Raw genomic sequence first — 13,905 nt, forward strand, 5'->3', positions numbered from 1 at the left:
TCGCTCCTATATGAAACATTCACCATATCCATAGTTAATCATGCAGTATACCTAAACATCCATTCTTGGCAATTTGTGCCGGATCTATACTACACGCAGAGGAGAAATCTCATTAGACGCGACGACGTTTTGGAGGACGGCATCCGTTATGAGGTACCGGAGTTACGTCTTTAATCAGGTTAACTTCCAGACCAGCAGCTTGCAAAGAGCGGATTGCTGCTTCGCGGCCTGCACCTGGTCCTTTAACCATAACTTCGACAGTTTTCATGCCGTGTTCCATTGCAGCTTTAGCAGCAGTTTCTGCAGCCATTTGCGCTGCAAATGGAGTAGATTTACGGGAACCGCGGAATCCCATACCGCCTGAGCTGGCCCAAGAGATTGCGTTACCGTGTGGATCTGTGATCGTAACGATCGTGTTGTTGAACGTGGAACGGATGTGTGCCACGCCACTCTCGATATTTTTACGGTCACGGCGTTTTGTACGTACAACTTTTTTCGGTTTAGCCATTGAATGTTATCCTCCCTTCTTATTTCTTCTTGTTCGCTACAGTCCGACGAGGACCTTTACGAGTACGGGCATTGGTTTTAGTACGTTGTCCGCGAACAGGCAATCCACGACGGTGACGAACACCACGATAGCAGCCAATCTCAGTCAGACGTTTAATATTCAAGGAAATTTCACGACGCAGATCGCCTTCTACTTTAACCTCTTTGTCGATCGTTTCACGTAATTTGCTCACTTCATCTTCAGTCAAATCACGAACACGCGTGTTTGCACTGATGCCTGTTTCCTTCAAAATTTTCTGAGAAGTCGTCTTACCGATTCCGAAAATGTAAGTCAAGGCGATCTCAACGCGTTTGTCACGTGGCAAATCCACACCAGCTATACGAGCCATTTTACGCTACACCCCCTTCTATTAACCTTGTTTTTGTTTGTGTTTCGGATTTTCGCAAATAACCATTACATTCCCTTTGCGGCGAATGACTTTGCATTTTTCGCAAATGGGTTTTACAGAAGGTCTTACCTTCATGTTGATTCCCTCCTCCAAGCTTTACCCTGGTAAAACTCGCTTCGTGAACATTCACATCGTTTTGCCGAGCAAAACAAGTTTTTTTAAATGACGTACGTCTGATAAAAACCTACATGAATTACTTGCGGTACGTTATACGGCCTTTCGTTAAATCGTAAGGCGATAACTGTACAACCACCTTGTCGCCTGTCAAAATACGGATAAAGTGCATCCGCAGTTTACCGGAAACATGAGCAAGAATTTGGTGACCGTTCTCCAGCTCTACCTTGAACGTAGCGTTCGGCAGTGGCTCGATTACCGTACCTTCAACCTCAATGACATCTTCCTTGGCCAAAGTCAGTCTCCTTTCTCTTCAGCTTGGTATTCGGACGAGTCCAGGAAAGTTTTCACTGCGTGCCGCAGCTTTCCATTCGTCACCCGACCGCTTTCGTTTAAACTGTTTACAATCTCGCTGCTAATCTTTGACTGAGGCATCAAATGAAGAACATTTTTCTTCTTCGCTTGATCAAACTTTCGTTTATCCCCATCCGCAATATACACAAACCTGCTGTCCGCTATTGAAACGACAACCGCAATCTGTCCGGCACCTCTGCCTTTCAGAATTTTCACCAGCTGACCGATTTGCAGGTTTCCTTGCTGAACCATCCCAATCACCTACGCACTCAGTTTCGTGAAAATATCCATGCCGTCCGTTGCGATCATCTTCACATGCTCGTGATGAACATGAGAGACTACGTTCACCGAACCGACCGTCCAGTTGTCTTCCAGCGTCCCTACATGACGAGAACCTATTGGAATCATCGATTCAATAGCCAGCACAATGCCGGTTTTCAGCCTCGGCCCTTGCTCGGGAATACCTCGGTTTGGATTCTCAATATATTGCCGAATGGCATGCGACATTGTAAACTGGCGAGTTATTATTATGCTATCGCCTTCGTTTAACTTGCGTTTGCCGGGAAATCCGTGCACCAGTTGTTCGTTGACTGAAGCGCAAATGCTAGCAGGAAAACCGTTATAACCTTTAAAAGACGGCACAGCTCCCTGACTGCGAACATACCGATCAGCTAAATGATCAAGTTCACCGGTCGTCATACCGGGCTCGATGTGTTCTGCCAAGGAATGAATCGTCTCCATCCTCTCAGCTTCCCTCATAAAGCTTAATTCCGTTCCCGACTTGCAAATGATCATTACAGCTAACCCCGCAACAAGGACACGATATTTTGGGAAACCACATCAATATCCTGTTCTCCGTCAATATGACGCAGAAGATTCTGGTTCTCATAAAACGTGAGGAGTGGTGCTGTTTTATTACTATATTCGTCTAGTCGCGTTCTTACGCTATCTTCGTTATCGTCAGGGCGCTGATAGAGTTCCCCGCCGTCTTTATCGCAAATGCCTTCAACCTTAGGAGGGTTAAAGACAACATGATAGCTAGACCCACAACTTTTGCAAACTCGCCGTCCTGTGATTCGTACCAACAATTTGTCACGATCCACTTTCAGATTGATGACATTGTCCAGCTTCGTGTTCAAACGGCCCAAAATTTGATCCAAGGCTTCAGCCTGAACTAGAGTTCTTGGAAAACCGTCCAGCAAGAATCCTTTCTTGCAATCCGGTTGCTGCAGCCGTTCTTCAACGATCCCGATCGTTACATCATCTGGAACAAGTTCGCCTTTATCAATATATTCTTTGGCTTTAATGCCAATAGGTGTTCCCTGTTTCATCGCTAGGCGAAAAGCGTCACCTGTCGAGATATGAGGAATGTCGAATTCCTTCACAATGACATCTGCTTGTGTACCTTTACCAGCCCCTGGAGGGCCCATAATCAAAATATTCACAACCTGTCACTCCTCTAGACGACCCCTACACAAGAAACAGCACAAAAGGTGCCGGTAAGCATGCGAACATCCTAAGCCGGTACCTATTGCCTATTTGTTGATGAAGCCTTTGTAATGGCGTTTGATCAGTTGGCTTTCGATTTGCTTCATTGTATCCAATGCAACACCGATAATGATGAGCAGTGAAGTACCGCCAATTTGCACGGAACGAGGCAAGCCCGAAAGCGAACCGAAGAATACCGGCAATACGGAGATGATTGCAAGGAACAAAGCCCCTGTCATCGTCAAACGTGACATTACTCGTGTCAAGTATTTTTCCGTTGCTTTACCCGGACGAATTCCCGGAATATAGCCACCGTTTTTCTTCATATTGTCGGCCATTTGCTGCGGATTCATCTGTACAAAGGTATAGAAGAATGTGAAACCGATAATCATCACGACATACAAAACCATGCCTAGCGGTTTGTCATAATACAAGTAAGTGGTAACCCACTTCGCCCATGCATGATCCGCCCAGAAACTCGCAATAATTGTCGGGAATTGCAGCAATGACACCGCAAAGATTACCGGAATAACGCCTGCCGCATTAATTTTCATCGGAATATGCGTATTCTGGCCACCGTACATTTTGTTCCCAACTACACGCTTCGCATATTGCACCGGTATCTTCCGAATACCTTGCTGGATATAGATAACACCAGTAATAATCAGAAGAACGACCAAGGCAATAATAATTGCCTTCAGAATATTCATAAACAGCTGATCTGCCTGAATAAACTGGGATTCCACAATCGTCCGAATATGCCTTGGAATACCTGCAGCAATCCCTGCAAAGATTACTATAGAGATACCATTGCCGATTCCCTTTTCGGTAATTTGCTCACCCAGCCACATGAGGAACGTAGTTCCTGCTGTAAGCACGATTGCAATCACCAAATAATCAGCAAAAGTCGCTCCTGGAATCATCGCTGCACCATACAGTCGGTTAAAGCCGATCGACGTTCCGAATGCTTGAATCAGGCCCAGTACTACCGTACCATACCGTGTAATTTGAGCTAACTTCTTTTTACCATGCTCTCCTTGTTTAGCCCATTCCGCAAATTTCGGAATCACGTCCATTGACAGCAACTGTACAATGATAGACGCTGTAATATATGGCATAATCCCGAGGGCGAAGATCGAAAACTGATACAAAGCGCCCCCTGAGAAGGTATTAAGGAGTCCAAACAATTCGTTTCCTGCCTGATCCTGAGATGTAAAGACTTGCTTGTTAACGCCGGGAACCGGCACAAAAGAGCCAATACGATATACAAATAGTATAAACAGGGTGAACAGGATTCGACTTCTAAGATCCTCAACACGCCATATATTCTTCAGAGTCCTGAACATTAGATCACCTCGGTTTTACCGCCGGCAGCTTCAATTTTCTCTACCGCAGATTGAGAGAACTTGTTTGCTTTAACTGTCAATTTCACATTGAGTTCTCCATTACCCAGAATTTTAATACCCGATTTCGCGTTTTTCACAATGCCATTGTTCAGCAAAAACTCAGGACTTACTTCTGTACCCGCTGCAAAGTTGTTTAAATCTTCGATATTCAAAACCGCATACTCTTTACGAGTAGGGTTTACGAAACCGCGTTTAGGCAAGCGACGATAGAGTGGGTTTTGACCACCCTCGAAGCCCGGACGTACACCACCGCCGGAACGAGCGTTTTGACCTTTATGACCACGACCGGAAGTTTTACCCGTACCGCTACTAGGACCACGACCCAAACGTTTACGTTCTTTGCGGGAACCTGGAGCTGGGGAAAGCTCATGTAACTTCATCGTTCGTTGCACCTCCTTGATTATTGTTGAAATGCTTTATTTCTTAAGCTTCGATTTCTTTAACAGAAACCAGGTGGCTAACTTGATTAATCATCCCGCGAATCGCTGCATTGTCGGGTTGAATTACTTTATGGTTAATTTTACGCAAGCCGAGCGTTTTAACAGTCGTTCTCTGAGTATCAGGACGGCCGATCAACGAACGAACGAGGGTAATTTCTAATTTCGCCATGATATTCCCTCCTTAGCCCAGCAGCTCTTCGATAGATTTGCCGCGCAATTTAGCAACTTCTTCAGCGCGTTTCAGACGGGACAAACCTTCCAAAGTCGCATTGACCATGTTCATGGAATTCGAAGAACCCAGAGATTTTGTCAAAATATCACCTACACCAGCAAGCTCCAGAACGGCACGAACTGGACCACCAGCGATAACCCCAGTACCTTCCGATGCCGGTTTCAACAGAACCCGGCCAGCACCGAACTTACCTGTAACAAGGTGAGGAATTGTTGTGCCTACGAGTGGAACATGGATCAGGTTTTTCTTAGCATCTTCGATACCTTTGCGAATCGCATCAGGTACTTCGCCAGCTTTACCGATTCCAGCGCCTACCCAGCCGTTGCCGTCGCCCACTACTACCAGAGCACTGAAGCTGAAACGGCGTCCGCCTTTGACAACTTTAGCTACACGATTAATATTTACAACTCTTTCAGTCAGTTCCAAAGTATTCGGATCTACACGCAAGTCGTTAACCTCCTTTTGAGAAATGTCTTAGAATTCAAGTCCTGTTTCGCGAGCTGCATCAGCCAAAGCCTGAATTCGTCCATGATACAAATATCCACCACGGTCAAATACTACGTTAGCATGACCTTTTTCTTTTGCACGTTTAGCAACAAGTTCGCCAACCTTACGAGCTGCTTCTACGCTACCACCGTTTTTGATTTCACTTTTCAGTTCTTTATCCATAGTGGATGCAGATACCAAAGTTACACCAGCTACATCATCAATCAGTTGTGCATAGATATGTTTGGAAGAACGGAATACGTTCAAACGAGGACGTACAGCCGTACCTTCGATTTTTTTACGTACACGCAGATGTCTTCTGACACGTGCTTTATTTTTATCTTGTTTTGTAATCATCTCAAGTTTTCACTCCCTTCAGTTTGCCTTTATACCTTTATACTAAGACGCACTGGGTAAAAAAGAAGTACGAAGTCTTTCTGTATGAAAGACCGCACAAAGTCGGTAAGAAACTTATTTCTTCTTACCGGCTTTACCTTCTTTACGGATGATGCGCTCGCCTTCGTATTTAATACCTTTACCTTTATACGGCTCAGGTTCACGAACGGAACGAATTTTAGCAGCGTAAGCACCTACACGCTCTTTATCAATTCCGCGAACGATGATCTTAGTGTTCGAAGGAACTTCGAATTCGATGCCTGCTTCCGGCGTGATTTCAACCGGATGAGAGTATCCAACGTTCAGAACGATTTTATCTCCGGATTTGCTTGCACGATATCCGACCCCAACCAGCTCCAGAGATTTAGAAAAGCCTTCAGTTACACCACTTACCATGTTGCTAACAACGCTGCGGGTTGTTCCATGCAAAGAGCGATGAAGCTTGTTGTCCGAAGGACGGGATACATTAATTTCATTGTTCTCCACAGTAACGGACATGTCTTTATGAAGCTCACGAGTCAATGTTCCTTTAGGACCTTTAACTGTGATAACTGTGTTGTTCAAAGTAACGTCAACACCACTTGGTACTGCGATTGGTTTACGACCAATACGGGACATATCTGTTGCACCTCCTATCTTTTAAACGTTATCTTACCAAACGTAGCAAACTACTTCTCCGCCGGCTTTGGACTGACGTGCTTCTTTATCAGTCATAACGCCTTTGGATGTTGAAATGATTGCAACTCCGAGTCCACCCAGAACGCGTGGGATCTCATTGCTCTTTGTGTAAACGCGAAGACCTGGTTTACTGATTCTCTTCAAGCCTGTAATAACACGCTCGTTGTTCGCACCGTATTTCAAGAAAATACGGATGATCCCTTGTTTGCTATCTTCAACAAATTCCGCATCACGAATGAAACCTTCACGTTTCAGGATGTCAGCGATTTGTTTTTTCATTGTAGATGCAGGCATTTCTACCGTTTCGTGACGAACTGTGTTCGCGTTACGAATACGAGTAAGCATATCTGCAATTGGATCAGACATAGTCATTGTGTATAAACCTCCTTCCCAAACAGGACTTTTTACCAGCTTGCTTTTTTCACGCCAGGAATCTGGCCTTTATAAGCTAATTCACGGAAGCAAATTCTGCAAATTTTAAACTTTTGCAGCACCGAATGTGGACGACCACAACGCTCACAACGAGTGTAAGCACGAACTTTAAACTTTGGTGCGCGTTGTTGTTTGACTTTCATTGAAGTTTTTGCCACTTAGCCTGACACCTCCTAAATAGTTTCGGAGAACAGGGGTCCTTTCAGATCAGACACCCTAAACATTATGCCAACATTACTTTGCGAAAGGCATACCCAGCTGAGTCAAGAGTTCACGGGACTCTTCGTCAGTCTTAGCAGTCGTTACGATAACGATGTCCATACCACGAACTTTATCAACTTGATCATACTCGATTTCCGGGAAGATCAACTGTTCTTTCAGACCAAGCGTGTAGTTGCCACGTCCGTCGAAAGCTTTTGTTGATACACCATGGAAGTCACGTACGCGAGGAAGCGTGATGTTGAACAATTTGTCCAGGAAATAGTACATACGCTCGCCACGAAGTGTTACCTTAACACCGATCGGCATGTTTTCACGCAATTTAAAACCTGCAATAGATTTTTTTGCGCGTGTAATAACTGGCTTTTGACCAGCGATCAGCTGCATGTCATTGAGAGCTGAATCAAGTACTTTGGAGTTTTGAACTGCGTCGCCAACACCCATATTGATTACAACTTTCTCGATTTTAGGCACTTGCATCACTGTTGTATAGTTGAACTTCTGCATCAAAGCAGGAGTAATCTCTTTCAAGAAACGTTCTTTCATTCTTGTTGTTGCCATGAATCATAATCCTCCTTTCTCAAAAAAATAATTAGTCGATCACTTCACCGGAACGTTTTGCAATACGAACTTTTTTCCCATTGTCCAATACTTTGTAACCAATACGAGTTACTTTTCCGCTCTTTGGATCAATGTGCATAACGTTAGAAACGTGAATCGGAGCTTCTTTCTCGATGATGCCGCCTTGTGGGTTCAGCTGATTAGGCTTTTGGTGTTTTTTAATCATGTTAACACCTTCCACAAGCACACGGTTTTGACGAGGGTAAGCAGCGATAACGCGACCTTTTTTACCTTTATCTTTACCGGTAATCACCAGAACAGTATCGTCTTTTTTGACGTGAAGCTTGTTGTTGTGGGATTCCAGAACTTTTTTCACTTTTGGCATTTCGTACACCTCCTACGGGCACATTTTAAGGTGAATTTAGATCACTTCCGGAGCCAAGGAAACGATTTTCATGAAGTCTTTGTCACGAAGCTCGCGAGCAACTGGTCCGAAAATACGAGTACCGCGTGGACTCTTGTCTTCTTTAACAACAACTGCTGCGTTCTCATCAAATCCGATGTAGGAACCGTCTTTACGACGAACAGAACGTTTAGTACGAACGACAACCGCTCTTACTACATCACCTTTTTTGACAACGCCGCCTGGTGTTGCTTGTTTTACAGAACAAACGATCAGGTCACCAATTTGAGCTGTACGACGTCCCGTACCACCGAGCACACGGATACACATCAGTTCCTTCGCGCCGGAATTGTCAGCCACAGTCAAACGTGTAAATGGTTGAATCATTTATTTATCCTCCTTTCGGAAAAACTGCGCTACATTAGATTATAACAGCTTTTTCAACGATTTCGACCAGTCTCCAGTTTTTGTCTTTGGACAAAGGACGAGTTTCCATGATCTTAACAGTATCGCCGATTTGTGCGATGTTGTTTTCATCATGAGCTTTGAATTTCTTAGTCACTTTGATGCGTTTATGGTAGAGATTGTGTTTTTTGTAAGTTTCTACAGCAATCACAATCGTTTTATCCATTTTGTCGCTGACCACTTTACCGACTAATACTTTACGGGCATTACGTTCGCTCATTGTTGGCCTCCTTCCTAATTACAGGCGGATTTTCCACCCGGTCTAATATCTTAGCTAATCCCAAGTTCTCTTTCACGGATCACAGTTTTTGCACGAGCAATTTCCTTACGCACAGCGCCGATCCGAGTCGGGTTATCAAGCTGACCGGTAGCGAGTTGAAAACGAAGGTTAAAAAGTTCTTCTTTAAAACCAGAGATCTTTTGTTCGATTTCAGCAGTGGTTAGGTTGCGGAATTCACTAGCCTTCATTTGCTTCACCACCCAATTCTTCACGTTTCACAAACTTAGTTTTGATTGGCAGTTTGTGAGCGGCAAGACGCATTGCTTCACGAGCAATCTCTTCCGGTACACCAGCAAGTTCGAACATGATCTTACCTGGTTTCACAACTGCAACCCATTTTTCTACGTTACCTTTACCGCTACCCATACGAACCTCAAGAGGCTTCTGAGTAATTGGTTTGTCAGGAAAAATTTTAATCCAAACTTTACCACCACGTTTGATGTAACGAGTCATCGCAATACGAGCAGCTTCGATCTGACGGTTAGTGATCCATGCAGGTTCAGTAGCTTGCAAACCGTACTCACCAAAGTTCAGTGTAGTTCCGCCTTTTGCACGCCCCTTCATGTGACCGCGTTGTTGTTTACGATGTTTTACACGTTTAGGTACCAACATGATTAGTTGCCTCCTTCCTGAGGAGCTTGTTTCTTAGCTGGAGGAAGAACTTCTCCACGATAGATCCATACTTTTACGCCAAGACGGCCATAAGTAGTATGAGCTTCCGCTGTACCGTAGTCAATGTCGGCACGAAGCGTATGCAGTGGAACAGTTCCTTCGCTGTACCCTTCGGAACGAGCGATTTCGGCACCGCCAAGACGTCCGCCTACTTGAGTTTTAATTCCTTTTGCTCCTGAACGCATAGTTCTTTGGATTGCTTGTTTCAACGCACGACGGAAAGAAACACGACGTTCCAATTGTTGTGCAATACTTTCAGCAACCAAAATCGCGTCCAGTTCAGGATTTTTGATTTCAGAAATATTAATGTGTACCTTTTTACCGCCTGCAATTTTAGTAATTTCATTACGCAGGTTCTCAACTTCGGAACCACCTTTACCGATAACCATACCTGGTTTCGCAGTGTGGATCGTTACGTTGACACGGTTAGCTGCTCTCTCGATTTCAACACGGGATACAGCGGAGTCTTTCAATCTTTTTTTCAGATGCTCACGAATCTTAACGTCTTCCAGCAAAAGATCACCGAAATCTTTGCCTGCATACCATTTGGATTCCCAATCACGGATAATACCGATTCGGAGTCCGACGGGATTTACCTTTTGGCCCACACGTTTTCCCTCCTTATTTTTCAGATACCACCAGAGTAATATGACTGGTGCGTTTATTGATGCGGCTTGCACGACCCATTGCACGCGGGCGGAACCGTTTCATTGTAGGACCTTGGTTTACGAAAACCTCGGATACTACCAACTTATTTACATCCATAGAGTAGTTGTGATCTGCATTTGCGATCGCAGAATTCAACAATTTCTCAACGACTGGAGAAGCTGATTTCGGAGTGTGACGAAGAATTGCAATCGCCTCACCAACCTGCTTGCCGCGAATCAAATCGATAACAAGCTTTACTTTGCGAGCGGAAATCCGCACGGACTTAGCATGTGCTTTTGCTTCCATTGAGTTTACCTCCTCTCAAACACTACGCTGTGTTAATTATCTTCTAGTTTTCTTATCGTCATCTGTATGGCCTTTGTACGTACGCGTTGGAGCAAATTCGCCCAATTTGTGTCCAACCATATCTTCCGTTACGTATACTGGCACGTGTTTACGACCATCGTATACACCAAACGTATGTCCGATAAATTGCGGGAAAATTGTAGAGCGGCGGGACCAAGTTTTGATCACGGCTTTCTTGTCCGTTTCGTTCAAAACCTCTACTTTTTTCAGCAAGTAACCATCAATGAACGGCCCTTTTTTAAGACTGCGACCCATTTATAAATCCTCCCTTCGTTAAAGCGTTGTCGTTCTCTAAAATGTTAACGTGCGACTTAAGCGCACGTTTTATTACTTAGTACGACGACGAACGATGTATTTATCAGATGCTTTACCTTTTTTACGCGTTTTGTAACCAAGAGTTGGTTTGCCCCATGGAGACATTGGGGATTTACGTCCGATTGGAGCGCGACCTTCACCACCACCGTGAGGGTGATCATTAGGGTTCATTACAACACCACGAACTTCAGGACGTTGTCCCAACCAACGACTACGACCGGCTTTACCGATTTTCACGAGCTCATGGTCTTCGTTACCAACAGAACCGATTGTAGCGCGGCAAACTTTCAGAATGCGGCGAACTTCGCCAGAAGTCAAACGGATTGTTACATATTTTTCTTCTTTACCAAGAAGTTGGGCTTCCGTACCAGCAGCGCGAACGAGTTGGCCACCCTTACCCGGTTTTAATTCAATGTTGTGGATAACCGTACCTACTGGAATGTTTTCCAAAGGCAAGGAGTTACCGATTTTGATATCGGAATCCGGACCGGATACCACTTCGTCCCCTACTTTCAAACCTTTAGGAGCGATGATGTAACGTTTTTCACCATCCACATAGTGGATAAGTGCGATGTTGGACGTACGGTTTGGATCGTATTCGATCGTAGCAACGCGGCCCGGTATTCCATCTTTGTTACGTTTGAAGTCAATAATACGGTATTTACGTTTGTGTCCACCGCCTTGATGGCGAACCGTAATTTTACCTTGGTTATTGCGTCCAGCTTTCTTGCTCAGAGGTGCCAGCAACGATTTCTCGGGCTGATTTGTTGTGATCTCCTCGAAAGTAGATACAGACATAGCACGTCTGGCCGGGGACGTCGGTTTATACTTTTTAATTGGCACTGAGTTTCCCTCCTTACTTTACAGTTTCAATTATACCGTTTCAAAGAACTCAAGCGGTTTGCTGTCTTTGCTCAGCGTTACGAACGCTTTTTTCCACTCGCTCGTATAGCCGGAATGACGTCCGTAGCGTTTGGGTTTTGCAGGAACGCGAAGCGTATTTACGTTACTTACTTTCACGTTAAAGATCGCTTCGATTGCTTTCTTGATTTCGACTTTATTAGAACGAATATCAACCTCGAAAACGTATTTCAAGTCATTCATCATGTTAGCCGTACGTTCGGTGATAACCGGACGTTTGATAATATCACGAGGATCCTTCATTACGCGAGCACCTCCTCTACCTTCTGAACTGCTTCCTTCGTAATGATCAGTTTGTCGTGTCCAAGCACGTCAAGAACATTAATGCCGTCTGCGGCTACAAACTTCACACCAGGAATATTACGAGCGGACAGTGCTACATTGTCATCATAGCTAGGAGCTACGACCAATGCTTTACGATCAGCTTTAAGGTTTTTCAAAATGGCTGCGAATTCTTTCGTTTTAGGTCCGTTCAAAGTAAGAGCGTCCAATACGATAATTTCATTCTCAATCACTTTAGATGAAAGGGCCGATTTGATCGCCAGACGACGAACTTTTTTAGGCAATTTATAAGCATAGCTGCGTGGAGTCGGACCGAATACTGTACCGCCACCAACCCATTGCGGTGCACGGATTGAACCTTGACGAGCACGACCAGTACCTTTTTGTTTCCAAGGCTTACGTCCGCCGCCGCGTACTTCAGAACGTCCTTTTACTTTGTGAGTACCTTGACGCAGGGAAGCCAACTGCATAACAACAGCGTCATGAAGAACGTGTTTGTTCGGTTCGATACCGAATACCGCATCATTCAATTCAATTTCGCCTACTTGGCTGCCGCTAATATTTAAAAGTGCTACTTTTGGCATTTCGTGTTCCTCCTTTCTTCAGTCGTTTATTTTTTCACCGTTTCTGATACTTTAACGAAACTATTTTTAGGTCCTGGAATGGAACCTTTCACGAGCAATACATTGCGATCTGTATCGACTTTAACAACTTCAAGACGTTGAATCGTTACTGTTTCATGCCCCATGTGTCCTGGCAAGTGTTTACCTTTAGGAACGCGATTGGCTTGAATAGAGCCCATGGAACCTGGACCTCTGTGGTAACGAGAACCGTGCGCCATTGGTCCGCGGCTTTGTCCCCAACGTTTGATAACGCCAGCAAAGCCTTTGCCTTTGGAAATACCTGTTACGTCAACGAATTCGCCTTCTGTGAAGACATCAGCCTTCAGTTCTTGACCAACCTCGTACGCAGCAAGGTCGATGCCACGAAGTTCACGAACGTAGCGCTTAGGTGCAGTATTAGCTTTTTTCGCATGTCCTGCTTCTGGTTTATTCGATCTTTTTTCTTTCTTATCAGAGAAACCGAGTTGGATCGCTTCGTATCCATCGTTTTCCAGATCTTTCTTTTGCAGAACAACGCAAGGACCTGCTTCGATAACTGTAACAGCAAGTACGTTACCTTCTGGAGTAAACACTTGAGTCATTCCGAGTTTTTTTCCTAAGATACCTTTCATGTTGACACCTCTTTTCTTTTCCTAATCACATATTACAATTTAATTTCGATATCTACACCGGACGGCAGGTCCAAGCGCATCAAGGCATCCACAGTTTGTGGAGTCGGATTAACAATATCGATCAAACGCTTGTGAGTGCGCATTTCGAATTGTTCCCGAGAATCCTTGTACTTGTGTACCGCACGGAGAATAGTAATAACTTGTTTTTCAGTTGGCAGCGGAATTGGCCCGGATACACCAGCACCCGAACGTTTAGCTGTTTCAACAATTTTCTCAGCGGATTGATCAAGAATTCTGTGATCGTAAGCTTTCAAACGAATACGAATTTTTTGCTTTGCCATTTTAGTCCCTCCTTCTATCGCCCAATTTGGTATCGGACATACTCCGTGAAAATTTTCCAACACCCCTCCCATGGCAAAGGGGCCGGGTGTGTCAGTAACCTCTCACATCATCGCACAGTCACAAACAACATTAGTTATTATATCTAATAGTTCTGCCTATTGCAAGTAAAAACACAAAAAACAATACATCTATTTTCAAAAAGATGCTATTGCATT

29 protein-coding genes are annotated in these 13,905 nt (G+C 44.5%); all 29 read right to left on the minus strand.

Translation table 11 applies throughout. The features are described 5' to 3' along the window. Positions 1-112: 112 nt before the first annotated feature. Positions 113-508 carry a 30S ribosomal protein S11 gene (rpsK, locus tag JO375_RS00430; protein ID WP_007432559.1) on the minus strand — a complete coding sequence of 132 codons (396 nt, stop codon included), beginning with the start codon at positions 506-508 and terminating at the stop codon, positions 113-115. Positions 509-527: 19 nt separating this feature from the next. Further along, the gene (gene rpsM, locus JO375_RS00435) at positions 528-896 is read right to left on the minus strand and encodes a 30S ribosomal protein S13 (RefSeq protein WP_007432560.1); all 369 of its coding nucleotides are present in this window, start codon (positions 894-896) and stop codon (positions 528-530) included. A gap of 21 nt (positions 897-917) precedes the next feature. After that, positions 918-1,031 (minus strand): 50S ribosomal protein L36, encoded by a 114-nt coding sequence (gene rpmJ / locus JO375_RS00440; RefSeq protein WP_003333770.1) that lies wholly within the window; start codon positions 1,029-1,031, stop codon positions 918-920. 118 nt (positions 1,032-1,149) lie between these two features. After that, complete coding sequence (infA, locus tag JO375_RS00445; protein WP_006212898.1) at positions 1,150-1,365, minus strand: translation initiation factor IF-1; 216 nt, start codon at positions 1,363-1,365, stop codon at positions 1,150-1,152. Positions 1,366-1,367: 2 nt separating this feature from the next. Beyond that, on the minus strand, positions 1,368-1,676 hold the full coding sequence (locus JO375_RS00450; RefSeq protein ID WP_229522675.1) for a KOW domain-containing RNA-binding protein: 309 nt from the start codon (positions 1,674-1,676) through the stop codon (positions 1,368-1,370). 9 nt (positions 1,677-1,685) lie between these two features. Beyond that, complete coding sequence (locus JO375_RS00455; RefSeq protein WP_229522628.1) at positions 1,686-2,219, minus strand: M24 family metallopeptidase; 534 nt, start codon at positions 2,217-2,219, stop codon at positions 1,686-1,688. A gap of 5 nt (positions 2,220-2,224) precedes the next feature. Beyond that, entirely contained in the window at positions 2,225-2,869 is a 645-nt protein-coding gene (locus JO375_RS00460) for an adenylate kinase (RefSeq protein WP_229522629.1), read from the minus strand. Positions 2,870-2,959: 90 nt separating this feature from the next. Continuing rightward, positions 2,960-4,258 carry a preprotein translocase subunit SecY gene (secY, locus tag JO375_RS00465; protein ID WP_229522630.1) on the minus strand — a complete coding sequence of 433 codons (1,299 nt, stop codon included), beginning with the start codon at positions 4,256-4,258 and terminating at the stop codon, positions 2,960-2,962. Then, positions 4,258-4,698, minus strand: coding sequence for a 50S ribosomal protein L15 (rplO, locus tag JO375_RS00470; RefSeq protein ID WP_229522631.1), 441 nt, complete (start codon positions 4,696-4,698; stop codon positions 4,258-4,260). The genes secY and rplO overlap by 1 nt, the downstream gene beginning before the upstream one ends. Before the next feature lie 43 nt (positions 4,699-4,741). Next, on the minus strand, positions 4,742-4,927 hold the full coding sequence (rpmD, locus tag JO375_RS00475) for a 50S ribosomal protein L30 (RefSeq protein WP_229522632.1): 186 nt from the start codon (positions 4,925-4,927) through the stop codon (positions 4,742-4,744). A 12-nt stretch (positions 4,928-4,939) separates the two neighbouring features. Further along, complete coding sequence (gene rpsE, locus JO375_RS00480; RefSeq protein ID WP_007432567.1) at positions 4,940-5,437, minus strand: 30S ribosomal protein S5; 498 nt, start codon at positions 5,435-5,437, stop codon at positions 4,940-4,942. A 27-nt stretch (positions 5,438-5,464) separates the two neighbouring features. Next, positions 5,465-5,833: a 50S ribosomal protein L18 gene (gene rplR / locus JO375_RS00485; protein WP_229522633.1), complete on the minus strand. Its 369-nt coding sequence runs from the start codon at positions 5,831-5,833 to the stop codon at positions 5,465-5,467. Between the two features lie 114 nt (positions 5,834-5,947). Then, entirely contained in the window at positions 5,948-6,490 is a 543-nt protein-coding gene (rplF, locus tag JO375_RS00490; protein ID WP_229522634.1) for a 50S ribosomal protein L6, read from the minus strand. A 33-nt stretch (positions 6,491-6,523) separates the two neighbouring features. Beyond that, positions 6,524-6,922: a 30S ribosomal protein S8 gene (rpsH, locus tag JO375_RS00495; protein WP_229522635.1), complete on the minus strand. Its 399-nt coding sequence runs from the start codon at positions 6,920-6,922 to the stop codon at positions 6,524-6,526. Positions 6,923-6,954: 32 nt separating this feature from the next. After that, the gene (locus JO375_RS00500) at positions 6,955-7,140 is read right to left on the minus strand and encodes a type Z 30S ribosomal protein S14 (RefSeq protein ID WP_010348808.1); all 186 of its coding nucleotides are present in this window, start codon (positions 7,138-7,140) and stop codon (positions 6,955-6,957) included. 76 nt (positions 7,141-7,216) lie between these two features. Then, entirely contained in the window at positions 7,217-7,762 is a 546-nt protein-coding gene (gene rplE / locus JO375_RS00505) for a 50S ribosomal protein L5 (RefSeq protein ID WP_007432571.1), read from the minus strand. 31 nt (positions 7,763-7,793) lie between these two features. Beyond that, a complete protein-coding gene (gene rplX, locus JO375_RS00510; protein ID WP_007432572.1) occupies positions 7,794-8,147 on the minus strand; it encodes a 50S ribosomal protein L24 in 354 nt (117 codons plus the stop codon). Between the two features lie 36 nt (positions 8,148-8,183). Next, positions 8,184-8,552 (minus strand): 50S ribosomal protein L14, encoded by a 369-nt coding sequence (rplN, locus tag JO375_RS00515; protein WP_229522636.1) that lies wholly within the window; start codon positions 8,550-8,552, stop codon positions 8,184-8,186. 34 nt (positions 8,553-8,586) lie between these two features. Beyond that, positions 8,587-8,850, minus strand: coding sequence for a 30S ribosomal protein S17 (rpsQ, locus tag JO375_RS00520; RefSeq protein WP_229522637.1), 264 nt, complete (start codon positions 8,848-8,850; stop codon positions 8,587-8,589). 50 nt (positions 8,851-8,900) lie between these two features. Beyond that, positions 8,901-9,098 (minus strand): 50S ribosomal protein L29, encoded by a 198-nt coding sequence (gene rpmC / locus JO375_RS00525; RefSeq protein WP_007432575.1) that lies wholly within the window; start codon positions 9,096-9,098, stop codon positions 8,901-8,903. Then, complete coding sequence (gene rplP, locus JO375_RS00530; protein ID WP_007432576.1) at positions 9,088-9,522, minus strand: 50S ribosomal protein L16; 435 nt, start codon at positions 9,520-9,522, stop codon at positions 9,088-9,090. Before rplP ends, rpmC begins: the two co-directional genes overlap by 11 nt. A 2-nt stretch (positions 9,523-9,524) precedes the next feature. Next, entirely contained in the window at positions 9,525-10,190 is a 666-nt protein-coding gene (gene rpsC, locus JO375_RS00535; protein WP_007432577.1) for a 30S ribosomal protein S3, read from the minus strand. A gap of 13 nt (positions 10,191-10,203) precedes the next feature. Next, positions 10,204-10,536 (minus strand): 50S ribosomal protein L22, encoded by a 333-nt coding sequence (gene rplV, locus JO375_RS00540; protein WP_007432578.1) that lies wholly within the window; start codon positions 10,534-10,536, stop codon positions 10,204-10,206. Positions 10,537-10,572: 36 nt separating this feature from the next. After that, a complete protein-coding gene (gene rpsS, locus JO375_RS00545; protein WP_229522638.1) occupies positions 10,573-10,851 on the minus strand; it encodes a 30S ribosomal protein S19 in 279 nt (92 codons plus the stop codon). A gap of 72 nt (positions 10,852-10,923) precedes the next feature. Further along, entirely contained in the window at positions 10,924-11,754 is an 831-nt protein-coding gene (rplB, locus tag JO375_RS00550; RefSeq protein WP_229522639.1) for a 50S ribosomal protein L2, read from the minus strand. A 30-nt stretch (positions 11,755-11,784) separates the two neighbouring features. Further along, a complete protein-coding gene (gene rplW / locus JO375_RS00555; protein WP_229522640.1) occupies positions 11,785-12,075 on the minus strand; it encodes a 50S ribosomal protein L23 in 291 nt (96 codons plus the stop codon). After that, the gene (rplD, locus tag JO375_RS00560) at positions 12,075-12,698 is read right to left on the minus strand and encodes a 50S ribosomal protein L4 (protein ID WP_229522641.1); all 624 of its coding nucleotides are present in this window, start codon (positions 12,696-12,698) and stop codon (positions 12,075-12,077) included. Before rplD ends, rplW begins: the two co-directional genes overlap by 1 nt. A gap of 26 nt (positions 12,699-12,724) precedes the next feature. After that, positions 12,725-13,348 carry a 50S ribosomal protein L3 gene (gene rplC, locus JO375_RS00565; RefSeq protein WP_229522642.1) on the minus strand — a complete coding sequence of 208 codons (624 nt, stop codon included), beginning with the start codon at positions 13,346-13,348 and terminating at the stop codon, positions 12,725-12,727. 32 nt (positions 13,349-13,380) lie between these two features. Then, positions 13,381-13,689: a 30S ribosomal protein S10 gene (gene rpsJ, locus JO375_RS00570; RefSeq protein WP_006676490.1), complete on the minus strand. Its 309-nt coding sequence runs from the start codon at positions 13,687-13,689 to the stop codon at positions 13,381-13,383. Between the last annotated feature and the right edge of the window lie 216 nt (positions 13,690-13,905).

The organism is Paenibacillus farraposensis (genome assembly GCF_020736845.1).
In the GTDB taxonomy this organism is placed as follows: domain Bacteria; phylum Bacillota; class Bacilli; order Paenibacillales; family Paenibacillaceae; genus Paenibacillus; species Paenibacillus farraposensis.